The sequence below is a fragment of the Streptomyces sp. NBC_00080 genome, from assembly GCF_045041255.1.
Lineage (GTDB): Bacteria > Actinomycetota > Actinomycetes > Streptomycetales > Streptomycetaceae > Streptomyces > Streptomyces coriariae.
Genome location: NZ_CP108235.1, coordinates 8,104,764 through 8,128,030, shown reverse-complemented (window position 1 = coordinate 8,128,030; position 23,267 = coordinate 8,104,764). Strand labels below are relative to the sequence as shown.

Annotated in this window: 15 protein-coding genes; 3 read left to right on the top strand and 12 right to left on the bottom strand. The window is 72.0% G+C overall.

The annotated features are described in order from the left end of the window. Position 1 precedes the first annotated feature (1 nt). The 5 genes from kdpB to OHU34_RS36355 all read right to left on the bottom strand — a co-directional run bounded on the left by kdpB (position 2) and on the right by OHU34_RS36355 (position 6,599). Positions 2 to 2,098: a potassium-transporting ATPase subunit KdpB gene (gene kdpB, locus OHU34_RS36375; protein WP_405772485.1), complete on the bottom strand. Its 2,097-nt coding sequence runs from the start codon at positions 2,096 to 2,098 to the stop codon at positions 2 to 4. Between the two features lie 29 nt (positions 2,099 to 2,127). After that, positions 2,128 to 3,792, bottom strand: a complete 1,665-nt coding sequence (gene kdpA, locus OHU34_RS36370) for a potassium-transporting ATPase subunit KdpA (RefSeq protein WP_142269112.1) — start codon at positions 3,790 to 3,792, stop codon at positions 2,128 to 2,130. Between the two features lie 6 nt (positions 3,793 to 3,798). Beyond that, a complete protein-coding gene (gene kdpF, locus OHU34_RS36365; protein ID WP_016434100.1) occupies positions 3,799 to 3,888 on the bottom strand; it encodes a K(+)-transporting ATPase subunit F in 90 nt (29 codons plus the stop codon). Beyond that, on the bottom strand, positions 3,885 to 4,073 hold the full coding sequence (locus tag OHU34_RS36360; RefSeq protein ID WP_142269113.1) for a hypothetical protein: 189 nt from the start codon (positions 4,071 to 4,073) through the stop codon (positions 3,885 to 3,887). Before OHU34_RS36360 ends, kdpF begins: the two co-directional genes overlap by 4 nt. Positions 4,074 to 4,136: 63 nt before the next feature. After that, positions 4,137 to 6,599 (bottom strand): SpoIIE family protein phosphatase, encoded by a 2,463-nt coding sequence (locus OHU34_RS36355; RefSeq protein WP_405770298.1) that lies wholly within the window; start codon positions 6,597 to 6,599, stop codon positions 4,137 to 4,139. Positions 6,600 to 6,737: 138 nt separating this feature from the next. Between OHU34_RS36355 and OHU34_RS36350 the strand changes: the two genes are divergently transcribed. Further along, positions 6,738 to 8,804, top strand: coding sequence for a SpoIIE family protein phosphatase (locus tag OHU34_RS36350; protein ID WP_142269115.1), 2,067 nt, complete (start codon positions 6,738 to 6,740; stop codon positions 8,802 to 8,804). Here the strand turns inward: OHU34_RS36350 and OHU34_RS36345 are convergent. Beyond that, complete coding sequence (locus OHU34_RS36345) at positions 8,785 to 9,405, bottom strand: TetR/AcrR family transcriptional regulator (RefSeq protein ID WP_142269116.1); 621 nt, start codon at positions 9,403 to 9,405, stop codon at positions 8,785 to 8,787. The two genes, OHU34_RS36350 and OHU34_RS36345, sit on opposite strands and share 20 nt — an antisense overlap. 23 nt (positions 9,406 to 9,428) lie before the next feature. Further along, positions 9,429 to 11,483: a discoidin domain-containing protein gene (locus OHU34_RS36340; protein ID WP_405770295.1), complete on the bottom strand. Its 2,055-nt coding sequence runs from the start codon at positions 11,481 to 11,483 to the stop codon at positions 9,429 to 9,431. Between the two features lie 309 nt (positions 11,484 to 11,792). Between OHU34_RS36340 and OHU34_RS36335 the strand changes: the two genes are divergently transcribed. Then, on the top strand, positions 11,793 to 13,793 hold the full coding sequence (locus OHU34_RS36335) for an FAD-dependent oxidoreductase (protein WP_200840030.1): 2,001 nt from the start codon (positions 11,793 to 11,795) through the stop codon (positions 13,791 to 13,793). Positions 13,794 to 13,890: 97 nt separating this feature from the next. Continuing rightward, positions 13,891 to 14,832: a DUF1731 domain-containing protein gene (locus OHU34_RS36330; RefSeq protein ID WP_405770292.1), complete on the top strand. Its 942-nt coding sequence runs from the start codon at positions 13,891 to 13,893 to the stop codon at positions 14,830 to 14,832. A 55-nt stretch (positions 14,833 to 14,887) separates the two neighbouring features. Here OHU34_RS36330 and OHU34_RS36325 read toward each other — a convergent pair whose 3' ends face one another. The 5 genes from OHU34_RS36325 to OHU34_RS36305 all read right to left on the bottom strand — a co-directional run bounded on the left by OHU34_RS36325 (position 14,888) and on the right by OHU34_RS36305 (position 23,191). Beyond that, positions 14,888 to 15,601, bottom strand: a complete 714-nt coding sequence (locus OHU34_RS36325) for an alpha/beta fold hydrolase (RefSeq protein WP_057605494.1) — start codon at positions 15,599 to 15,601, stop codon at positions 14,888 to 14,890. Between the two features lie 20 nt (positions 15,602 to 15,621). Beyond that, positions 15,622 to 16,590, bottom strand: a complete 969-nt coding sequence (locus OHU34_RS36320) for an alpha/beta hydrolase (protein WP_142269120.1) — start codon at positions 16,588 to 16,590, stop codon at positions 15,622 to 15,624. A 218-nt stretch (positions 16,591 to 16,808) separates the two neighbouring features. Further along, complete coding sequence (locus OHU34_RS36315; RefSeq protein ID WP_405770290.1) at positions 16,809 to 17,864, bottom strand: helix-turn-helix transcriptional regulator; 1,056 nt, start codon at positions 17,862 to 17,864, stop codon at positions 16,809 to 16,811. 93 nt (positions 17,865 to 17,957) lie between these two features. Next, positions 17,958 to 20,186, bottom strand: coding sequence for a BTAD domain-containing putative transcriptional regulator (locus OHU34_RS36310; RefSeq protein ID WP_405770288.1), 2,229 nt, complete (start codon positions 20,184 to 20,186; stop codon positions 17,958 to 17,960). A gap of 50 nt (positions 20,187 to 20,236) precedes the next feature. Beyond that, on the bottom strand, positions 20,237 to 23,191 hold the full coding sequence (locus OHU34_RS36305; RefSeq protein WP_405770285.1) for an AfsR/SARP family transcriptional regulator: 2,955 nt from the start codon (positions 23,189 to 23,191) through the stop codon (positions 20,237 to 20,239). Between the last annotated feature and the right edge of the window lie 76 nt (positions 23,192 to 23,267).

Below are 23,267 nucleotides of genomic sequence, written 5' to 3'. Positions count from 1 at the left end.
TTCAGCCGATCCCGGGGATGAGGGAGATGAGCAGGTCGATGAGCTTGATGCCGACGAAGGGCGCGATCAGGCCGCCGAGGCCGTAGATCGTCAGATTGCGCCGCAGCATCCTGTCCGCGCTCACCGGCCGGTAGCGCACGCCCCGCAGGGACAGCGGGACCAGGGCGATGATGATCAGCGCGTTGAAGACGACGGCGGACAGGATCGCGGAGTCCGGGGAGGTCAGGCCCATGATGTTGAGCTTGTCCAGGCCCGGGTAGACCGCCGCGAACAGCGCCGGGATGATCGCGAAGTACTTCGCGACGTCGTTGGCGATGGAGAACGTCGTCAACGCGCCCCGGGTGATGAGGAGTTGCTTGCCGATCTCGACGATCTCGATGAGCTTGGTCGGGTTGGAGTCGAGGTCGACCATGTTGCCGGCCTCCTTCGCGGCCGACGTACCCGTGTTCATCGCCACTCCGACATCGGCCTGGGCGAGAGCCGGGGCGTCGTTGGTGCCGTCGCCGGTCATCGCGACGAGCTTGCCGCCTGCCTGCTCCCGCTTGATGAGCGCCATCTTGTCCTCGGGAGTGGCCTCCGCGAGGAAGTCGTCGACACCGGCCTCCTCGGCGATCGCCTTCGCCGTGAGCGGGTTGTCGCCCGTGATCATGACGGTCTTGATGCCCATCCGGCGCAGTTCGTCGAACCGCTCACGCATGCCGTCCTTGACGACGTCCTTGAGGTGGATGACGCCCAGCACGCGGGCACCCTCGGCGTCCTCGACCGCGACCAGCAGCGGGGTACCGCCCGCCTCGGAGATCCGGTCGGTCAACTCCGAAGCGTCCTGCGCGACTTCACCACCCTGCTCCCGGACCCAGGCGACGACCGAACCGGCCGCGCCCTTGCGGATCCTCCGCCCGTCGACGTCCACGCCCGACATCCGGGTCTGTGCGGTGAAGGCGATCCACCCGGCGCCGGACAGCTCGCCCTGGTGCCGCTCCCTCAGTCCGTACTTCTCCTTCGCCAGGACGACGATGGAGCGGCCCTCCGGCGTCTCGTCGGCCAGCGACGACAGCTGGGCGGCGTCCGCCAGTTCGGCCTCGCTGGTGCCGGTCACCGGCACCATCTCCGACGCCTGACGGTTGCCCAGAGTGATGGTGCCGGTCTTGTCGAGCAGCAGGGTCGACACGTCACCCGCGGCCTCGACCGCACGCCCCGACATGGCCAGCACGTTCCTCTGCACCAGCCGGTCCATACCCGCGATGCCGATCGCCGACAGCAGCGCGCCGATCGTGGTGGGGATGAGGCAGACCAGCAGCGCCACCAGCACGACCATCGTCAGATGCGTGCCCGCGTAGTCCGCGAAGGGCGGCAGCGTCGCCACCGCCAGCAGGAAGGCGATCGTGAGCGAGGCGAGCAGGATGTTCAGCGCGATCTCGTTGGGCGTCTTCTGCCGGGCCGCGCCCTCGACCAGGGCGATCATCCGGTCGATGAAGGTCTCGCCGGGCTTCGTCGTGATCCTGACGACGATCCGGTCGGAGAGGACCTTCGTGCCGCCGGTGACAGCGCTGCGGTCACCGCCGGACTCCCGGATGACCGGGGCCGACTCACCGGTGATCGCCGACTCGTCGACGCTCGCGACACCCTCGACGACGTCACCGTCACCCGGGATGATGTCGTCGGCCTCGCAGACGACGAGGTCGCCGATGCGCAGTGCGGTGCCGGGCACCTGCTCCTCGCGATCACCCACCAGCCTCCGGGCGACGGTGTCGGTCTTGGCCTTGCGCAGGGTGTCGGCCTGCGCCTTGCCCCGGCCCTCGGCGACCGCTTCCGCCAGGTTGGCGAAGACGACGGTCAGCCACAGCCAGGCGCTGATGGTCCAGCCGAACCAGTCGCCCGGGTCCTTGACGGAGAAGACGGTGGTGAGCAGGGAGCCGATCCACACCACGAACATCACGGGCGACTTGACCATCACCCGCGGATCGAGCTTGCGGACGGCCTCCGGCAGGGACCTGACGAGTTGCCCGGGGTCGAACAGGCCCGCACCGACGCGGCCCTGGTCCTGGTGACCGGTCGGCACATCCCGGTGGGGCGCCCGCGTGGGGACGGCTGTGGACATCGGGTCCTCTTGCTCCGTTACGTCGGTAGTCATGACGCCAGCCCTTCGGCGAGCGGTCCCAGCGCGAGCGCCGGGAAGTACGTCAGGCCGGTGATGATCAGGATCGCGCCCACCAACAGGCCGGTGAACAAAGGCTTTTCGGTACGCAGGGTGCCCGCCGTCGCCGGGACCGGCCTCTGTTCGGCGAGCGAGCCGGCCATGGCCAGCACGAACACCATCGGCAGGAAGCGGCCGAGGAGCATCGCCACGCCCAGGCTGCTGTTGAACCACTGCGTGTCCGCGTTCAGACCGGCGAAGGCCGAGCCGTTGTTGTTGGACGCCGAGGTGTAGGCGTAGAGGACCTCGGAGAAGCCGTGCGCGCCGGAGTTGGTCATGGAGTCGCCCGGCGTGGGCAGGGCCATCGCGGCGGCGGTGAGGACGAGCACCAGGGCGGGGGTGATGAGGAGGTAGCAGGCCGCGAGCTTGATCTCGCGGGTGCCGATCTTCTTGCCCAGGTACTCGGGGGTCCGGCCGACCATCAGACCGGCGATGAACACCGCGACGACCGCCATGATCAGCATGCCGTACAGGCCGGAGCCGGTACCGCCGGGCGCGATCTCGCCCAGCATCATGCCGAGCATGGTGATGCCGCCGCCCAGGCCGGTGAAGGAGGAGTGGAAGGAGTCCACCGCGCCGGTCGAGGTGAGCGTGGTCGCCACCGCGAAGATCGAGGACGAACCGACGCCGAAGCGGACCTCCTTGCCCTCGTACGCCCCGCCGGCGAGTTCCAGCGCGGGGCCGTGGTGGGCGAACTCGGTCCACATCATCAGAGCCGTGAAGCCGACCCAGATCGTGGCCATGGTCGCGAGGATCGCGTAACCCTGCCTGACGGAGCCGACCATGATGCCGAAGGTGCGGGTCAGCGCGAGCGGGATCACGAGCAGCAGGAAGATCTCGAAGATGTTCGTGAACGGGGTGGGGTTCTCGAAGGGGTGGGCGGAGTTGGCGTTGAAGTAGCCACCGCCGTTGGTGCCCAGCTCCTTGATGGCCTCCTGCGAGGCGACCGCACCGCCGTTCCACTGCTGCGAGCCGCCCGTGAACTGGCCGACCTCGTGGATGCCGGAGAAGTTCTGGATGGCGCCGCAGGCGACCAGCACGATCGCGGCGACGAGGGCGAGCGGCAGCAGGATACGGACGATCCCGCGCACCAGGTCCGACCAGAAGTTGCCCAGCTCACCGGTGCGGGAGCGCGCGAAGCCGCGCACCAGCGCCACCGCGACGGCGATGCCGACGGCCGCCGAGACGAAGTTCTGCACGGCCAGACCGGCGGTCTGCACGACGTGGCCCATGGCCTGCTCGCCGTAGTACGACTGCCAGTTGGTGTTCGTGACGAAGGACGCGGCGGTGTTGAACGCCTGGTCCGGGTCGATCGCCTTGAAGCCGAGCGAGCCGGGCAGGTGTCCCTGGAGCCGCTGGAGCAGGTAGAGGAAGAGGACGCCGACCGCCGAGAAGGCGAGGACACCGCGCAGGTAGGCGGGCCAGCGCATCTGGGTGTCGGCGTCGGCACCGATGCCCTTGTAGATCCACTTCTCGACGCGCCGGTGCCGGTCGGAGGAGTAGACCCGGGCCATGTAGGTGCCGAGGGGGACGTAGGCGAGCGCCAGCGCCGCTATGAGAGCCAGCAACTGGAGTACGCCGGCGAGTACGGGACCCATGGCCGCTCAGAACCTCTCCGGGAAGATCAGGGCGAGGACCAGATAGCCCAGCAGGGCGACGGCCACGACGAGCCCGACGATGTTCTCGGCGGTCACAGCTCGGTCACCCCCTTGGCGACGAGGGCCACCAGCGCGAAGACCGCGACCGTGGTGACGACGAAGGCCAGATCGGCCATCGCGAACTCCTTGGAGAGGTTCGGAAGAGGTACGGACAGATCGAGGGAACACCGTCCGTGGCCGGAAACGACCGTCGTTGACGCATCCCTGACGGGGGCGCCCACGCCTTTGACGCGGCCCTTACGGCCGACCGTCGGTGGTGGGATCCGCGGGAGGCGCGGACCGGGTCACGGAATCTCCTGCTCGGCCCAGATGATCTTTCCGTCGGCCGTATACCGAGAACCCCACCGGTGGGCGAGCTGGGCCACCAGAAAGAGGCCGCGGCCTCCCTCGTCCATGATCCGGGCATGCCTCAGCCGCGGAGCCGTACTGCTGGCGTCGGAGACCTCGCAGGTCAGGCGTGCGTCCAGGATCAGCCGTAGCCGTATGGGCGGTGTGGCGTAGAGCACGGCGTTGGTGACCAGCTCGCTCACGATGAGCTCGGACGTCATGGCCAGCTCGCCAAGTCCCCAGGCCTCCACCTGCCGGGTGGCCCGGGCCCGGACGTCGGCGACGGCGGCCGGGTCCGCCGGCACCTCCCAGGAGACGACGTGGTCGGCGCCGAGGGCGTGCGTGCGCGCCAGGAGCAGGGCGATGTCGTCGGGCTGGGGCACGGGCACGAGCTGTCGTACCGCCGAGGTGCACAGGGTCGCCAGGTCCGCGTCGGACCGGGCCAGCACCTCGCCGAGCCGGGACATGCCCTGCTCGATGTCCCGGTCGGGCCCCTCCACGAGCCCGTCGGTGTAGAGACCGATCAGGCTGTTCTCGGCCAGCTCGATCTCGGTGGCTTCGAACGCCATCCCGCCGAGCCCCAGCGGAGGCCCGGCCGGGGGCTCCGGGAACGAGACCCGCCCGTCGGGGGCGACGACGACGGGCGGCGGGTGTCCGGCCCGCGCCATCCTGCACCGTCGGGTGACCGGGTCGTAGACGGCGTACAGGCAGGTCGCCCCCAGGAAGGCGGTGGCGCCCTGCTGGGCGCCCGTGTCGTCGGTCCGCTCCCCGCTCAGCCGGAGCACGAGGTCGTCGAGGTGGGCCAGGAGTTCGTCGGGGGGCATCTCCATGTCGGCGAGGGTCTGTACCGCGGTGCGCAGCCGTCCCATCGTCGCCGCGGCGGCGATGCCGTGCCCCACCACGTCGCCGACGACGAGTCCCACCCGGGCCCCGGACAGCGGGATCACGTCGAACCAGTCGCCGCCCACCCCGTCGGTGGGATCCGCCGGCAGGTAGGAGGAGGCCAGCTCCAGCGCCGTTCCGCCCGCCAGCGCGTGGGGCAGCAGACTGCGCTGAAGGGTGACCGCCGCCGTGTGTTCCCGGGTGTAGCGGCGGGCGTTGTCGACGCAGAGCGCCGCCCGCGCCACCAACTCCCGAGCCAGCAGGACGTCGTCGGAGCGGAACGAGACGGGGTTGAGGGACCGCACGAAGGTGGCGAGGCCCAGGGCGGTGTTCCGCGCCCGCATCGGCACGGAGATGAGGGAGTGCAGGCCGAACTCGCGGATGCTCACCGCCCGTTCGGGCTGTTCGGTGGTCCACAGCTCGTCGCAGGGGTCGAGCACGGGGATGAGGATCGGCTCGCCGTCGATGAGCAGGTTGGCGTCGTGCGGCGGCGGCAGGAAGTCGACCCGGTCCCCGATCCGGGCCACGGCCTCCGGGCAGCCCTCGCGCACCGAGCACATCCCGGCGCGCCGCATCACCGGCCGCGCGGGCGCCGGCCCGGCGTCGGTCAGCCACGCCCCGTGGCCTTCGGTGCTGAGCACCGGCTCCAGGAGGTCGACGATGACGAAGTCCGCGAATCCGGGAACGGCGAAGTCGGCGAGCTCCTGGGCCGTGCGCATCACGTCCAGGGTCGTGCCGACGCGCGTCCCGGCCTCGTTGACCAGCGACAGCAGCCGACGGGCGTGCCACCGCTCGGTGACGTCCTGGACCATGTAGCAGATCCCGGTGACGGCGTCGTCGTCACCCACCAGCGGAAAGAACGACGTGGAGTAGGCGTGCCGGCGGTGCGGGTCGGCCCAGCTCCACCCGAGGTACTCGTAGTCGGTGACCGGGACCCCGGTCTCCAGTACCTTGCCCATCAGTCCCTCGATGGCGACCGCCTGGAGTCCGGGCAGCAGCTCGCTCAGCCGCCGCCCCAGCCGCTGTTCGCGGGGCACACCGCCGAACCGTTCCAGCGTGTCGTTCAGCCACACATAGCGCAGCTCCAGGTCCATCACCGCCATCCCGACCGGGGAACGGGTCAGGAACCCGTCGAGGACGGACTGGCCCAGCGTCCACCGCTCGCTCCGCCTGCGCGCCGAGAGCAGGAAGCACTCGTCGTCGCCGATCCGGAAGGAGGCGGAGACCCGCAGGTCGACGTCGACGGAGCGGCCGTCGTGGTGCCGTACGGAGACGACACCGCTCCACCCCATCCCGGCCCGGCACCGCGCCGCCACACCGGCCACCCGGGCCGGGTCCCGGTCCATCGCCACCAGGTCGGCGGCCGAGTGGCCGACGACCTGCGACGCCGGGCGGTCGAGCAGAGCCTCCGCACCACGTGTCCAGCCGACCACGACGCCTTCCGCGGACACGATCGCCGCCGCGTCGGTGGACGCGTCGAGGAGATCGCGCGGTCCCGCGGGCGTCGGGGCGTCGAAAGCATCTCGCGCAGAATCCATGGGTTCCGTCCTTTACACGACCATGGTCCTGCTTGTCCGCCCGATGCGCACGGCGCCGCCGGCGCCGCCCGGCGTGGCTCCCGGTTTTCGGACACGCCGAACCAGAGGCAGCATGGAGGTACAGGAGGAGGCTCCGCGATGACAGCCGAACCCATCCGGTCGGGCGGGGACAGGTACGACGCCGAGCAGCCCGCGCGCACCGGTCTGCTGGACGTGCTGAGCGTGTCCGCGATGGTCATCGACATCGACGGACGCATCGTGTTCTGGACCCCCCAGGCGGAGGATCTCTTCGGCTACACCGCGCAGGAGGCCCTCGGCCAGTACGCGGCACGGCTGTTGATCCACCCCGAGCACCTGCAGTCCGTGGTGCGGCTGTTCGCGGAGGTGCTGGAGACCGGCCGCAGCTGGGCCGGTGCCTTCCCCATCCGGCACAAGGACGGCAGCAGCCGCCTGATGGAGTTCCGCAACATGCGGCTGCAGGACGATCTCGGGGACGTCTACGCCCTGGGCATCGCCGCCGACCACAATCTGCTCCAGCGTGTCGAGACCGACCTGGCACTGTGCGAACGGCTGATCAACCAGTCGCCGATCGGTCTGGCTCTCCTGGATCCGGACCTGCGCTACCTCCTGGTCAACCCGGCGCTCGAACGCATCGACGGCATCCCCGCCGAGGAGCATGTCGGCCGTCGGCTCAGGGAGGCGATGCTCCTGCCCGACATCGACACCATCGAGTCCGCGCTGCGTCAGGTGCTCACCACCGGCACGCCGCTGCTCGACCAGTACCACGTGGGCCGTCCGCCGACCGACCCCGACCAGGAGCACGCCTGGTCCCTCTCCTTCTATCGCCTGGAGGACCCGGGCGGGCGGGTGCTGGGCGCGGCCGCCTCGGTCGTCGACGTCACCGAACGGCACCGCGCCGCCGCGGAGGCCGACCGGGCCCGGCGGCGCCTCGCCCTCATCGCCGAGGCCTCCACCCGGGTCGGCACCTCACTGGAGGTGGAGCGGACCGCCCACGAACTGGCCGACATCGCCGTCCCGCAGCTCGCCGACGTCGTCGCCGTGGACATCCTGGACTCCGCACTGGCCTGCCGCCGCTCGCGCCGGCCGGACAACGGCCCGGAGCTGTTCCGCGCCCTCGCGCTGAAGGCGGCCCACCCCACCGCGGCGCTGCGCGCCGCCGACCCGCCGGGTGACGTCGCGGCCTACGAGGGTGACCGCCTGGTCACCCTGTGCGTCCACACCGGCCGGCCGGTCCTGGTACGGCACGTCGGCGAGCAGGACATCCCCCGGATCGCCCGGGACGCCGAGGCCGGTGCGCTGCTGGCCCGGGCCGGGGTCCACTCGTACCTCGCGGTGCCGTTGATCGCCCACGGCGAGGTGCTCGGCGCCCTCGACCTCAAGCGCACCCGCAACCCGCTGCCGTTCGACGAGGACGACGTCATCCTGGCCAGTGAGCTGGCCGGCCGTGCCGCCGTGGCCATCGACAACGCGCGCTGGTTCCAGAGCGTGCGCAACACCGCCCTCACCCTCCAGCGCAGTCTGCTGCCGGACCACGCGCCGCATCACACCGGTCTGGAACTGGCCTCCCGCTACCAGCCCGCCCAGGCGACCAGCGAGGTCGGCGGCGACTGGTACGACGTCATCCCGCTGACCGACGACAAGACCGCGCTGGTCGTCGGGGACGTCATGGGCAACGGCATCGACGCCGCCGCCACCATGGGCCGGCTGCGCACCGCGACCTGTGCCTACGCGGACCTCGACCTCGAGCCCGGCGACGTGCTGCGGCACCTCGACAAGATCACCTGCGACCTGGAGCACTACATCGTGACCTGCCTGTACGCGGTGTACGACCCCCGTACCCGGCAGTGCCGCATCGCCAACGCGGGCCACATGCCGCCCGCGCTGGCCGGTCCCGGCCATGAGCCGACGCTGCTGGAGCTGCCCCCGGGCGCCCCGCTCGGCGTCGGCGGCGTCCCCTTCGAGACCACCACGGTCGAACTCGCCCCCGGCGATCTGCTGGTCCTGTACACGGACGGCCTCGTGGAGACCCGCCTGCACCCCATCGACGACCGCCTGGCCGTCCTGCTCAGCTTCCTGGACGACCCCGGGCGGCCCCTGGAGGAGCTCTGCGACCTGCTGCTGTACGGCCTGCGCCACCCCGACGACCACGACGACGTCGCCCTGCTCATCGCCCGGACCCCGTAGCGGGGGCGTCGGCCATGACCAGACCCGCGATGTGCGCGGTGACCGTGTCGAGGATGTCGGTCCAGGCGGTCGCGTCGCCCAGCACCAGGTAGTTGAGGGTCAGACCGTCGGTCATGGCGGCCAGATAGCGGGCCAGGACGGGGACGGGGACGCGCAGCCGGAGGTCCATGCCGCTGCGGAGCTGCTCGATGAGTTCGGTGTAGGCGTCGCCGTACATCTCGTACTGCCGCCGGGCCAGTTGCTCGAATCCCGGCTCGCGCAGCGCGTACTGGGTGAGTTCGTAGGTGAGCATGTGCTCGTCGGGGTGGGCGCGGACGTGGTCCCAGTACGCCTGGAAGCCCGCCCGGACGGTCTCCTCGAGGGTGGCCCTGGGCCGTAGGGCGTCCTTCACGACGCTCACCGAGTGGTCGGTGAGCGTCGTGATGACGGACTCGACGAGCGCCTGCTTGGAGTCGAAGCAGTAGTGGAAGACGCTCAGGGACACCCCGGCCTCGGCGGCGATGGACCGGGTGGTCGTCTTGGGGACGCCGTCCCGGGCCATCGCTCTGATCGCCGCTTCCGTCAGCTGCCGGCGCCGTTGCGCCGACGGCATCCGTGCCATGTGTGTCCCCCCGTGGCTGCCTGCTAGGCGCTGTGGACGCCCACCTCGTACAGCGAGTATCCCCAATCCGTGCCCCGGTCCAGGCCGTGCACCCGGACGTAGCGGGCGGGGGTGCCGGCGAACCTGGCCGTGTCCAGGCCGCCGTCGCCGGAGGTGGTGGACCAGGCGGTCGTCCAGGTGGTGCCGTCGGTGGAGAGTTCGACGCGGTACGACTTCCCGTACGCGCGCTCCCAGTCGAGGGTGACGCGGGAGACCAGGTTGGTGGAGCCCAGGTCGACCTGCCACCACTGGTCGTCGCTCCAGTCACCGGCCCAGCGGCTGGCGTCGTCGCCGTCCACGGCACGGCCGGGCTGGTAGCTGGTGAACGGGTTGGACTCGGACGAACTCGCGCTGGCGGTACGGCCCTTGGCGAGGTTGACCGACGCCTGGTGCTGCTCGGTGGAGCCCCAGGTGCCGAGGTAGGACTCGGCGCCCCGGAAGAGGTCGTCCACCACGTCCTGTCCGGCGACGAGCCGGATGTCCTCGATCCAGTCGGGGATCAGGCCCACCTCGGCGGCGCCGTCGGTGTTGTAGTCGAAGGTGCGGGTGCCGACGGTCTGCCTGTCGATGACGGAGCCGCCGTCGACGCTCTTGAAGGGGTACGTGACCTTGTTCGCGGCGTCGGCTCCGCGCGGGGCGGGGTGGTCGCCGACGCCGTTGAAGTCGGTGCCGTAGCCGTAGCCGACGCCGTACTTGTCACGCAGCGCTTCGGTGCGCTCGGCCTCGGCGCCGAACGCCTGGGAACCGTGCATGTACTGGGCGACGAAGCCGCCGAGGGAGTAGACCCGCTCGGTCCAGTTCAGGTCCATCCAGCTGTGCGAGGACAGCACACCGGGGTAGTTCGCGGCCTCGAAGATGTCGAGCGCCTGGCCGGTGGCCTTGACGCTCATGTGGTCGATCTCGAGCATCATCTTGCGCTTCATCATGCCGCGCACCGCGTACTCGCCCAGGGCGGTGAGCCCGCGGGTGTTGCACTGGGCGTCCGCGGCGTACGAGGGGACCTCCGTGCCCGCCGGCAGGTCCGCCTCCGCCTCGGAGGCGGCGGTGCCGATCGGGTTGTCATGCTGCGGCCCCGTGCACTTCTCGGTCTGCCAGAAGGTGCCGGTGGACAGGAACTGGCCGACGTTGATGGCCGTGCCGAGGCCGCCCTCGTCGAAGCGGACGCCGCACAGCGCGTTGTCGAACTTGTGGCACAGGAACATGCTGCGCACACCGAGCGCGTACAGCTCGTCCAGCCCCTTGTCGACGTCGGCCTGGCTGCACTGCGCGATGTCGAAGATCTGCTTGCAGCCGAACGGTTCGGAGGTCTCGACGCCCAGGACGACCGCCAGCTTGCCCTGCTTGATCACCTCACGCGCCTGTGCGCTGTCCAGGACGATCCGGAACCAGCCCTTGCCGGTGCCGCCGTACATCTTGTCGATGTAGGCCTGGAGGTCGTACGTCAGCTTCGCCTGGAGGCGGATCGACGTCATCTCGTCACAACTACGGTCCTTGAACGGGTAGATGGAACAGATCATGCCGTTGGTGACCAGGTCGTTGACCAGCACCCGCTGCCCGCCGCGCCAGGCCCGCTCCACCCAGGCGTAGTAGTTCGCCTGATGGGTCATCGAGTCGTAGGCCGGCCAGTCCTTGAACGTCGGCCAGCCGGCCGGGTCGTGCTTTCCGTCACCGCCGTGGGTGATGTAGTCGAAGAGCGCGAGCGTGCCGTCGGGGTAGTGCTCGGGACAGTCCTTGAGCGCGTCGGCGACCCCGGCTTCGGAGAACACCTTGCCGCAGATCAGCCGACCACCGAAGGCCTCGTTGGAGAACAGGTGGTTGTGCGCGTCGACGAACCCGCGCACGTCGCCCGCCGAGTCGGTGCCGGTGAACGGCTCGCCGGTCACACCCACCTGGGAGTCGGGGGCCGGCCTGGCCGTGGGTGTCCACCAGTCCGCGCCGGCCGCCGAGCTCGGGGTGGGGCCGAGGACCGTGGCGAGCACGAGAAGGAGCAGCGAGACGACGGTGACATCTCGGCGTCTGCGGTACGGGCGTCCGGTCATGGTCACAGCCCACGTCCCTCGGTCGGCGGGAAGGCGCGGTCGACGAGGGCCTTTCGACTGCCCATGAGATTGTCATGACCGACGCAAGATAGTGCGACGAGGATCGCGACAGATGCTCACCGAGTCAAGAGTCCGGGACGCTTGACCTGATGGCCGAACGCCCGGCGCGCGGCGCAAACTTCCCACGCCCTCCTTTCAGTTGCGCCGGAAGCACTGCGGGATCACTCCCTCACCGGCGCGCTCACACGTTCAGGTGGTGATCCACGGGAGCGCCCCTCGCCACCTCCGCTCTGCCCCTATCCAGGGCATATGGACAAATCTTCCGCTTCTGTAGACCCTGCTCGGCTCTCCCGCCGACGGTTCACCGCGGCCGGCGCGGCCACCGCGACGACCGCCGCCGCACTCACGGTCGCCACCCCGGCCGCCGCCCTGCCCCGGCAGCCCGTCTGCCCGCCCAGGTCCACCGCGGACTGGGCGACCTGCCTCACGGTCGCCCGCGCGCTGCTGGTGGTGGACGAGCACGACCGGCCGCTCGTGCCCCGGTACGAGAAGGTCCTCGCCGGCGGACTCCCCCGCGCCAGGACGGGGACCGGGAAGAAGGTCCTCGTGATCGGCGCCGGACCCGCCGGGCTGGTGGCCGCCTGGCTGCTGAAGCGGGCCGGGCACCGCGTGACGCTCGTGGAGGCCAACGGCAACCGGGTCGGCGGCCGTATCAAGACGTTCCGTACCGGCGGACACGAGCACGCGGCGCAGGCCTTCGCCGACCCGGCGCAGTACGCGGAGGCGGGCGCCATGCGGATCCCCGGGAGCCATCCGCTGGTGATGGGCCTGATCCGTCAACTGGGTGTCGACAAGCGCCGGTTCCACCTCGTGGACGTCGACGCGGACGGCAAGCCCGTCAACAACGCCTGGCTGCACGTCAACGGCGTCCGGATGCGCCGCTCCGCGTACGCGAAATCGCCGCGCAGGGTCAACCGGTCCTTCGGGGTGCCCCGGAAGTACTGGGACACTCCGTCCGCGACGATCCTGCGGGAGGCCCTGGACCCGGTGCGCGACGAGTTCAGCACCCGGGGCACCGACGGCAAACGGGTGGACAAGCCGCTGCCGGAGCGGGTGCAGGGCTGGGCACGGGTCGTGCAGCGGTTCGGGGACTGGTCGATGTACCGGTTCCTGACCGAGGAGGCGGGCCTCGACGAGCGGACCGTCGACCTGGTCGGCACGCTGGAGAACCTCACCTCCCGGCTGCCGTTGTCCTTCATCCACAGCTTCATCAGCGCCTCGCTCATCAGCCCGGACACCGAGTTCTGGGAGCTGGTCGGCGGCACGGCGAAGCTCCCGGACGCCCTGCTGAAGGAGGTCTCCGACGTCATCCGGCTCGACCGGCGCGCGACGCACATCGAGTACTGGGCGCCGGACCGGCAGGGCGACGACCACACCTCGCACGTGCGGGCCGACGGGCCGCACGTGTGGATCGACACCGTCTCCGAGGGGCGCGGCGGAAAGGTGGTGCGCGAGCAGTTCACCGCCGACCTCGCGATCGTCACGGTTCCGTTCTCGGGGCTGCGCCAGGTCCAGATCAGCCCGCTGATGTCGTACCGGAAGCGGCGTTCCGTCGCGGAGCTGCACTACGACAGCGCGACCAAGGTGCTGCTGGAGTTCAGCCGCCGCTGGTGGGAGTTCACCGAGGCGGACTGGAAGCGGGAGCTCGACGCCGTCCGGCCGGGGCTGTACGAGGACTACCGGGCGGGCCGCGCGCCGGCCGACGGGAGTCTGCTCGGCGGGCATCCGTCCGTGCCGCCGGGGCACATCACCGCGGGGCAGCGGGTGCACTACGCCGCCAACCGGTGGGCCGGCCGCGACCAGCCCGAGGCGGCGCACATCGTCGGCGGCGGCTCGGTCTCCGACAACTCCAACCGGTTCATGATCAACCCGTCCCACCCGGTCGACGGCAGCGCCGGCGGGGTCGTCCTCGCCTCCTACAGCTGGGCCGACGACGCCTCCCGCTGGGACTCCCTGGACGACGAGGCGCGCTACCCGCACGCCCTGCGCGGGCTCCAGCAGGTCTACGGCCAACGCGTCGAGGTCTTCTACACGGGCGCGGGCCGCACCCAGAGCTGGTTGCGCGATCCGTACGCCTACGGGGAGGCGTCCGTCCTGCTCCCCGGTCAGCACACGGAGCTGCTGAGCGCCATCCGCTCCGCCGAGGGCCCGCTGCTCTTCGCGGGCGACCACACCTCGGTCAAGCCGTCGTGGATCGAGGGCGCGCTGGAGTCGGGGGTCAGGGCGGCGCTGGAGGCGCACGGGGCGTAGGGAGGACCCGAAGTGCTTCGGACCCGTCGACCCCGAATCTTTTGAACGCGTTCAAATACGTAGTAGGGTCCCCTTCCGAGAAGAGGGGGCCTTACTCATGAAGATCGTGCTGCCGGGTGGGACCGGGCAGGTGGGGACCGTGCTGCGCCGTGCGCTGACCGCGGCCGGACACGAGGTGGCGGTGCTGAGCAGACGGCCCACGGGTCACGGCGAGATCCTCTGGGACGGCCGCACCCTCGGCCCCTGGGCCGAGGTGATCGACGGCAGTGACGTCGTGGTCAACCTGGCAGGACGCAGCGTCAGCTGCCGCTACACACCGGACAACCTGCGGGCGATGATGGACTCCCGGGTGGACTCGGCCCGGGTCGTGGGCCGGGCGATCACCGCCGCCGCGCGGCCCCCGCGGGTCTGGCTCCAGATGAGCACCGCCACGGTCTACGCCCACCGGTTCGACGCCCCCCACGACGAGGCCACCGGCGTGATCGGCGGAGCCGAACCCGGCGTCCCGGACTACTGGGGCCACAGCGTGGACATCGCGACCGCCTGGGAGCGGGAACAGGAGATGGCCGACACCCCGCACACCCGCAAGGTCGCCCTGCGGGCCGCGATGGTGATGAGCCCGGACCGGGGCGGGGTGTTCGACGTCCTGTCGCGGCTCGCCCGGCTCGGCCTCGGCGGCCCGGTCGCGGGCGGCCGTCAGTACGTGTCCTGGATCCACGACCACGACTTCGTCCGCGCGGTCGAGTTCCTCGTGGGACGCGACGACCTCGCAGGACCGGTGAACCTGGCCGCCCCGGCCCCCCTCCCCCACCGCGCGTTCATGCGCGCACTGCGCTGCGCGTGGGGGGTCCCGGTGGGCCTGCCCGCGACGAAGTGGATGGCGGAACTCGGCGCCTTCGCCCTGCGCTCGGACACCGAACTGCTGCTCAAGAGCCGGCGTGTCGTCCCCGGCCGGCTGCTCGACGCGGGCTTCGCCTTCGACCGGACCGAGTGGCCGGAGGCCGCCGCCGACCTCGTACGACGGGTGCGAGGCCGCTGACGGGCCGCGCGGACGTGCACAGGGGTCACGTCCGCGCGGCTGTTCTCGGTGGGTGTCAGCTCGTCGCGCGGACCGCTTCGAGGATCAGCTCCGCGACCGCCTTCGGCTGCGACACCGCGACGGCGTGCGAGGCGCCGTCGATCTCGACGATCGTCGCCCCGGCCCGCTGGGCGCCGAAGCGCTCGACCTCGGGGTTGATGGCCTCGTCCGCACCGGCGATCAGCGCCCAGGACGGCCTGGTCTGCCAGGCGGCCGCGGCGGCGGTCTCCTCGAACGCGGCGGCGGCCAGCGGGCGCTGGGACGCGGCCAGGATCTTGGTGACGCCCGCGGGCAGGTCGGCGGCGAAGACCGACGGGAAGGCGTCCTCGGCGATGGTGACCTCGACGGCCGGCTCGCCGCCCGGCACCGGATACGTCCACTGCTTGAGGTTGCTGACCAGCGTGGAGAGCGGGAAGCGGCCCTGGAGCTCGCCGAGGCTCTCGCCCTCCGCCAGCGCGTAGGCGGCGACGTAGACGAGGCCGACGACGTTCTCCGTGGTGCCGGCCACCGTGATGAGGGCGCCGCCGTAGGAGTGACCGACCAGGATCACCGGGCCGTCGATCTGAGCGGCGAAGGAGGCGACGTACGCGGCGTCGGAGGCGAGGCCGCGCAGCGGGTTCGGCGGGGCGACCACGGGGACGCCGTGGCCCTGGAGTTCGGCGATGACGCCGGACCAGCTGGCGGCGTCCGCGAACGCTCCGTGGACCAGGACGACGGTGGGGGTAGTCATAGCGGTGTGTCTCCTGAGGGTCAGACGTGCAGAGCGTCGCGCAGAGTGCCGACGGCGAGCGTGATGGCGGCTTCGGCGGCGTACGTCGGGCGCAGCGCGTTCAGCATCACGAAGTCGTGGATGATGCCCTGGAAGCGCACCGCGGTGACCGGGACACCGGCCGCGCGCAGCTTGTTCGCGTACGCCTCACCCTCGTCGCGCAGCACGTCGGCCTCGCCGGTGATGACCAGGGCGGGGGGCAGGTCCTTGAGCTGCTCGGTGGTGGCACGCAGCGGGGACGCGGTGATCTGGGCGCGCTCGGCCTCGTCGGTCGTGTACTGGTCCCAGAACCACTGCATGCCGTCGCGGCGCAGGAAGTAGCCCTCCGCGAACCGGTGGTAGGAGCCGGTGTCGAAGCTCGCGTCGGTGACCGGGTAGAAGAGCACCTGCTGGACCAGCGGGACGCCGCCGCGCTCCTTGGCCATCAGGGTGAGGGCGGCGGTCATGTTGCCGCCGACGGAGTCACCCGCGACGGCGATGCGCGTGGCGTCGAGGCCCTTGGACGCGCCCTCCTCGACGATCCACCGGGCGACCGCGAAGTTCTGCTCGATGGCGACCGGGTAGCGGGCCTCGGGAGAGAGGTCGTACTCGGGGAAGACGACCGCGGCCTCGGCGCCGACGGCGAGTTCGCGCACCAGCCGGTCGTGGGTGTGGGCGTTGCCGAACACCCAGCCCGCGCCGTGGATGTAGAGGATCACCGGCAGGGTGCCCTCGGCACCGGCCGGCTTGACGATCCGGGCCCGGACGCTGCCCGTGGGACCGCCGGAGACGGTGATCCACTCCTCGTCGATCGCGGGCTTGTGGATCTCACCGGACTGGACCTCGTCGACGGCCTTGCGCCCCTCCGCCGGCGGCAGGTCGAAGAGGTACGGCGGGTTGGCGGTCGCCTCGGCGAACGCCGCGGCCTCGGGTTCGAGCACCGGCGTGACCGGCTCGACGACGTCGGACATGGCATCTCCTGCTGTATTCGGTCTGCGTTGTGCGTTGTCTTGCTCCGCCACGCTAAATCCGCCGAGCGGGCGGATTTTGTCCGCCCGTGCACCGACGCTGTGCTCACAGTGCACAGCGGCCTTCCCCGTGGTGGGCACGGAATTCTTCCGACCACGAAAGGAAATTCGAGAATACGATTCCGCTCCGCATGGTGAACAGCCGGGGATCACGGCCGCATTCAGCGGTGGCCGCTCCACGCGCCGCGACCCGCGGTGTCCCGCCATTCGCGCGGGGACATGCCGTAGGCCGACCGGAAGACCCGGCTGAAGTGCGTGGCGCTCAGGAAACCCCACCGGGCGGCCACCGCCGCGATGGTCCTGCCGCCGCGGCCGTACCGCATCAGGTCGCGTCGGCACTCCTCCAGACGGCGGCGCAGAATCCACCGGCCCACGGTGGTGCCCTCGTCCTTGAACAGCTTGTGCAGATAGCGCACGGAGATGTGGTGGGCACGCGCGATGACCTCCGGGGACAGGTCCGGGTCGGTCAGGTGCAGTTCGACGTACTCCAGGACGCGCCCCAGCACCGGGGAGTGCGCGCCGGGTGTGCCCGGGGCCCCGGGCACACCGCGTGTTCCGGTTCCTCCGGCTTCTCCGGCTTCTCCGGCTTCTCCGGCTTCTCCGAGTGTTCCGGACGTCGAGGGCGGTCCTGGTACTGCCGTGCCCAACTGCTCGGCGGCGAGGGTGGCCAGCAGGTTCACCGCGTTCCAGGCGAGCATCTCGCCGACCTGAGGGCGGGCCTCGGCCGAGGCGCGGGCCAGGTCGGACAGCAGCGGCGACAGCAGGGTGCCGAGCCGGGAGGCGCGGGCCACCGGTGTCCGCGCGATCCGCCGCACGTCGGAGTCCACCAGCCCGAGCAGGTCGGCCGGGACGAGGAACGTCGTCGCCCGGAACGGCTCGCGGAAGTCGAGCGCCGGCGCGCGCCGGACGTCGTAGAAGCAGACGTCCCCGGGCGCCAGACGCAGGCCGAGGGCACCGGACGGCTCATGGGCGGGAGCGGGAGCACCGGTGTGGGGGGCGGCGGTGTCGGGCCGGGCGCCGCCGCGCAGGCCGACGAAGAGGTACTCGCCGGCGTCACGGGCGAGCAGTCGGTGCGCGGGGTGCGACGACACCTCGCCCGGCAGCCGGGCGGGTGTGTCCTCCCCGGCCGTGATCTCGACACCCAGGGGTGTCCGGACCACGGGCCGGGCGAGGGTGCGGGCGCTGTCACAGGGACTGGTGGTGCTGGTAGTGGGCATCTTCCGCCGTAACCTCCGGGGACCGTCCATCACGTCGTGCGGACGGTAGTTCGGCGGATGTGCAAAAAGAGTGACAACGAAGTGACAGCGCCTTCACCGGCCGCGTGGCCGGCCCTCCGCGGCGGCGCGTTCCGTGGCGAAGACCCGCACCAGGTCATGGAGGGTGTAGCGGCCCGGCGCGGGCTCGGTGAGGAGGTGGGCGTCGGCGAGCACGCCGAGCAGCAGCCGGGCTCGGCGGACCGGCAGCCCGGCGAGCGCGGCGACCCCGGCCGGGGTGATGTCGGGTCCTTCGTGCCGGGGCAGGAGCCGGAGGAGCCGCGCGCTGTCCGGCGCCAGCAGCCGGTAGGAACCCTGGAAGGCCTCGCGGGTGGCGGCGAGGGCGTCGAGACTGCCGTGCGCCTCGCGCAGTTCGCCGGCCACCGCGGCGAGCGGGAAGTCCCGTCGGTCGGCAGCGCGCGCGGCGACGGTGGCCAGCGCGAGAGGCAACCGGCCGCACCGGGCGACGATCTCGTCGGCGGCCCGTGGTTCGGCGGCCACCCGCTCGGCACCCAGCCGCCCGGCCAGCAACGCGTGGGCCTCCTCGGCGGGCGGGGTTGCGAGGCGGAGCGGCCGCGCTCCCGAGGCCACCAGTCCGGGCAGGGCGTGACGGCTGGTGACCAGCGCCAGGCAGCCCGGCCCGGTGGGCAGCAGCGGGCTCAGCTGCCCGGTGCCGGCGGCGTCGTCGAGGACCACGAGGACGCGCCGACGCGCGAGGAGGGTGCGGTACATGCCGGTCAGGGCGTCCAGCCCGTCCGGCATGCGGGACGCGGGCACGCCGAGCGCCGCGAGCATCCCGCGCAGCGCGTCGGCCGACTCCACGGCGGGCCGGGCCGTATCGGAGCCACGCAGCGCCACGTACAACTGCCCGTCCGGGAAACGGTCGATGGCCCGGTGCGCCCAGTGCAGCGCGAGGGTGCTCTTGCCGATCCCGGCCAGCCCACCGACCAGCACGACCCCCGCCGCAGAGCCGGCCGCCCTCTCCAGCCATTCCGACTCGACGACACGCCCCACGAAGGAGGGAACGGCCGACGGCAACCGGGCGGGCCGCACGAACTCCCCGACGCCCCGCCCACGACCGGCAGGGGCGTCGGTCGTACGGCCGGGTCCGCCCACCTCGGCGACTGCGGCAAGCCCGTGGGCAACAGCCCTGCTGCCGGTGGAGCCAACGCGCGCAGGCCCCGGACCGACAGGACGCGGGGTACCGGGTCCCCTGGCGGTACGACCGGAGTCGGCGTCAGCGGAAACGGGAGCCCCACAGTCGCTGAGGTGGGACGCGGAGAGTCCCAGGACGGCCGCCCCGGCAGCACCGTCCCCGGCATCGACGAGCCCCGGGGCGGCAGCCCCGGCAGCATCGGCCCGGTTTCCGTCGGTGGCGGGGGCAGGGACGACGGGTCCCGGGGTCGGGGGCCCGGGTGGAGGCGGGGCCGTTGGGGCCGGGGTTGTGGGGGCGAGAGCGGGGGTCGTGGTGGTCTTCGTGGTGTGGATCGGTCGGCCGAGGTGGACGACAGGCCCGCTCTTGAGGCGGTGTCCGACGTCCTGGCGCAGTACCCGCGTGTGGGCCGCCGCCAGTTCCGTGCCCGGGATGAGGCCGAGGTCGCGGGCGAGGCGGCGGCGGACGTCCTCGTACGCTCCCAGCGCCTCCGCCTGGAGTCCGCAGGCGGCCAGGACCAGCACCAGTCTGGCGTGCAGCGACTCGTCGAGGGGGTCGTGCGCGGTGGCCCGGCGCAGGGCGGGCAGCGCCTGCTCGGCCTGGCCGCACAGCAGCGCCGCGTCGGCGGCCAGCCGGGCCGTCTCGAGGAGTTCCCGTTGCACGGCCGTGAACTGGACGTGTTCGCGCGCGGATGCCGGGATCCCCATCGCCACCTGCCCACGCCACTCCCCCAGCGCCAGGACGAACTGCCGGGCCGCCGTCTCGGCCCGTCCGGTGGCCGCCGCCCGCTTGCCCTGCCGGGTCAGCTCACGGAAGCGCAGCAGGTCGACCTCGTCGGTCGCCGCCTCCAGGAGGTAGCCGCCGGTGCGGCGCAGCAGACGCCGGCCCGGGGCGCGGGGCGGCAACCCCGGTTCGAGCAGCCTCCGCAACGCGCCCACGTAGCGCCGCACCACGTTCAGCGCACTGGCGGGCGGCCGCTCGGCCCACAGCACGTCGACGATCTCGGTGGTCGGCACGGACCGGCCGGCGTGCGCCAGGAGCAGGGCGAGCAGGGCGCGTTGCTGGGGGAAGCCGGGATCGAGCTCCCGCTCCTCCCGCCACACCCGTACCGGCCCCAGCACCTCGAAGCGCATCACATCACCCAACGCGTCGTCCGGCGGCGCGCTCGAGCCGGAGCCGGGTGTCAGACGGCACCGGCGTGACCGTCCCGTGCGTCCAGCAGTGCCTCGACCCGCTCGGCGTCGGGATGGTTCAGGCCCCTGAGGAGGACCAGGGCCTGCTGCCACGCGGTGCGGGCGCCGTCGTGGTCGCCGGTGGCGAGGTGGGTCTCGCCGACCCGGACCAGGATGTCGGCCTCGACATAGGGCACGCCCTGGTCGCGCAGCAGAGCGAGGGCGTTGCGGTAGCCGAGGAGCGCGTGCGGGTGGCGGCCGAGGTGGTGGTGGGCGTAGGCGATGCTGTCCCAGGTGGCGGCCTGCCCGTAGCGGTCCCCGAGTTCCTGGAGCATGGTGAGGGCCTCGAAGCAGTGCGTCAGGGCACGCCGGTACTCGCCGAGCTGAGCGTGGTACCAGCCGACCGAGTTCAGCACGCTGGCCTGCGCGGCGCGGTCGCCGAGGGTACGGAACAGGCCGAGGGCGAACCGGTTGTGGCGCAGGGCTCCGGGCAGGTCGCCCCGCTGGTCGCATTCCCAGCCGAGACTGCGGTGGGTGTGGGCCCGGCCCGTGTCGTCGCCCAGCTCGGTGAAGAGTTCCAGGGCGCGCTCCAGTCGGGGAACGGACCGGGAGTGCAGACCGAGCCGGCCCTCCACCCGGGCCAGTCCACGCAGACCGCGGGCCTCCAGCGCGGGGTCGGCGAGCCGTCGGGCGGCGTCGAGCGCGGTGCGCTGCACGGCGAGCCCGTCGTGCCAGTGGCCGCGCCGGTCGAAGAACGGCTCCAGGGACCAGGCAAGTTGGCAGGCGAGACGTTCCTGCACGGGCTGTCCCGACGCGGCGGCCGTCTCGACCACGGCGAGCAGGACCGCGTGTTCTGCGGTGAGCCAGGCCAGGGCGCGGTCGTCGTCGGCGAGGGGTTCGGGATCGACGCCCTCGGGCGCGGGCGGCGGTGGCAACGGGTCGGCGTTGGGGGCCAGCAGCCGGTCCGCGGCGTGGACGGTGTGCAGGTAGTGGTGGTGCAGCCGGTTCAGGGCCGCCGCACGGTCGGCCTCGGTGTGCCGCTCGTGGACGAGTTCGCCGGCGTGGGCGCGGAGCAGGTCGTGGAAGGCGTAACGGCCGGGACCGTGTTCGGTGACGAGGTGCAGTCCGGTCAGCTCGGCCATCAGCGGTCGGGCCCGGCGTGCGGGCAGGCCGGCCAGGGCGGCCGCGGCCGGCAGGGAGAGGTCGGGGCCGGGGTGCAGCGCGAGCAGCCGGAACAGCCGGGCGGCCGCCGCCGAGACCGCGCGCGAGGACCAGGAGAAGACCGTGCCGACGTCCACGGAGGCGTCGGAGCGGACGAACGCGTCGAGGCTGCCGTGGGCCTCGCGCAGTTCGGCGGCGACGGCGGCGAGCGGGAAGTGGGGGTGACCGGCGGCGCGGGCGGCGACGCAGGCGAGGGCGAGGGGCAGTCCGGCGCACAGTTCGCTGATCTCGTCGGCCGCCCGGGGTTCGGCCGCGACCCGCTCCGCGCCCAGGCGGCGGACCAGGAAGGCCCGCGCCTGGACGGCGTCGAAGGGGCGCAGGACCAGGGAGTGGGCACCGTGGGCGGCGACGAGCCCGGCCAGTTCGTCACGGCTGGTGACAATGGTGAGGCAGCCGGGCGAGCCGGGCAGCAGCGGCCGTACCTGCTCGGTGTCCCGCGCGTTGTCCAGCACCACGAGGACCCGGCGGCCGGCGAGCACGCTGCGGTAGAGGGCCGCCTGTGCGTCCACCCCGTGCGGGACGCGTTCCGGCGGTACACCGAGCGCACCGAGGAACCCCCGGACCGCTTCCCCCGGGTCCAGGACGGCGCCGGACGGGTCGAAGCCGCGCAGGTTGACGTAGAGCTGCCCGTCGGGGAACCGGTCGGCGACGCGGTGGGCCCAGTGCACCGCGAGCGTGGTCTTGCCGACGCCCGCCATACCGCCGATGGCGCTGATCACCACGGTCCCGGGCCCCGCCCCGTCCACACCGGACAGCGCGAACGCCTCGTCGAGTTCGACATCCCGACCGGTGAAAACCTCTATGCCGTGCGGTAGTTGGGCAGGCGGCGGCAGAGCGGACGGCGACGGCGGACCCGGCGCAGGCGCACGCGCCGGGTCCGCGAGGGAACCGTCCGCGCCCGCACCCTCGGTCACCTCACCACTCGACTCACCTGACGACGGCCCGACCGCCGTCTCCGGCACCCCGTGCAGCACCGTCTCCCGCACCGCGTGCAGCACCGTGTCGCGCGCGTCGCGCAGTACCGCTCCGGGGTCGATCCCCAGTTCCTCGGCCAGCCGCGCCCGTACGGCCTCGTAGGCGGCCAGCGCCTCCGAGCGGTGGCCGGCCGCAGCCAGCGCGAGCAGCAGTCCCGCCTGGAGGGGTTCGTCCAACGGATGCCGCGCGGCGGCCTGTCGCAGGTCGGCCAGGACCACGTCCGGCCTTCCGGCGCGCAGCGCGGCGTCCGCCGCCTGCCGCACGGCGGCCGGCAGCTCACGGTCCACCGCGTCGAACGCCGGGTGCGCACGGGCCTGCGCGGGAATGCCGACGGCAAGGGGTCCGCGCCACAACGACAGCGCCTCGGTGAGGAGTTCGAGCGCCTGCGCGGGTGAGCGGTCCGCGATCCGGCGCCCCTCCTCGCGCAGCGCGCGAAATCTCAGCAGGTCGGAGGAGTCACCGTCGGTCACCAGCCGGTATCCGCCGGCCTCCCGCACCAGCCAGCGCCCCTCCGCTCGGGCGGCGAGGCCTGGCTCCAGCAGCCGACGCAGCGAACCCACATGGCGCCGGACGACATTGACCGCGCTGCGCGGTGGAGCCGCTCCCCACAGGACGTCGACGATCTCGCTCACGGCGACCGGCCGCCCCGCTCCGACCAGCAGCAGGGCCAGGAAGGCACGTTCCTGCGGTCCTCCGAGCTCCAGTTCCGCATCCCCCCGGAAGACCCGAACGGCTCCCAGGACCGCGAACCGCAGCGGCTCCAGCGGCACGCCATGCCCTCCCTCCGGTCTTCCTCCCCGGCTTCGACTGTACGACAGGAGAGAGGTTACCCAGAGTTACACATGA

What these genes read in the sequence shown, in the direction of transcription:
- kdpB (WP_405772485.1), bottom strand. Translation starts at nt 2,098, where the DNA reads ATGTCCACAGCCGTCCCCACGCGGGCGCCCCACCGGGATGTGCCGACC.
- kdpA (WP_142269112.1), bottom strand. Translation starts at nt 3,792, where the DNA reads ATGGGTCCCGTACTCGCCGGCGTACTCCAGTTGCTGGCTCTCATAGCG.
- OHU34_RS36355 (WP_405770298.1), bottom strand. Translation starts at nt 6,599, where the DNA reads ATGGATTCTGCGCGAGATGCTTTCGACGCCCCGACGCCCGCGGGACCG.
- OHU34_RS36350 (WP_142269115.1), top strand. Translation starts at nt 6,738, where the DNA reads ATGACAGCCGAACCCATCCGGTCGGGCGGGGACAGGTACGACGCCGAG.
- OHU34_RS36345 (WP_142269116.1), bottom strand. Translation starts at nt 9,405, where the DNA reads ATGGCACGGATGCCGTCGGCGCAACGGCGCCGGCAGCTGACGGAAGCG.
- OHU34_RS36340 (WP_405770295.1), bottom strand. Translation starts at nt 11,483, where the DNA reads ATGACCGGACGCCCGTACCGCAGACGCCGAGATGTCACCGTCGTCTCG.
- OHU34_RS36335 (WP_200840030.1), top strand. Translation starts at nt 11,793, where the DNA reads ATGGACAAATCTTCCGCTTCTGTAGACCCTGCTCGGCTCTCCCGCCGA.
- OHU34_RS36330 (WP_405770292.1), top strand. Translation starts at nt 13,891, where the DNA reads ATGAAGATCGTGCTGCCGGGTGGGACCGGGCAGGTGGGGACCGTGCTG.
- OHU34_RS36325 (WP_057605494.1), bottom strand. Translation starts at nt 15,601, where the DNA reads ATGACTACCCCCACCGTCGTCCTGGTCCACGGAGCGTTCGCGGACGCC.
- OHU34_RS36320 (WP_142269120.1), bottom strand. Translation starts at nt 16,590, where the DNA reads ATGTCCGACGTCGTCGAGCCGGTCACGCCGGTGCTCGAACCCGAGGCC.
- OHU34_RS36315 (WP_405770290.1), bottom strand. Translation starts at nt 17,864, where the DNA reads ATGCCCACTACCAGCACCACCAGTCCCTGTGACAGCGCCCGCACCCTC.
- OHU34_RS36310 (WP_405770288.1), bottom strand. Translation starts at nt 20,186, where the DNA reads ATGCGCTTCGAGGTGCTGGGGCCGGTACGGGTGTGGCGGGAGGAGCGG.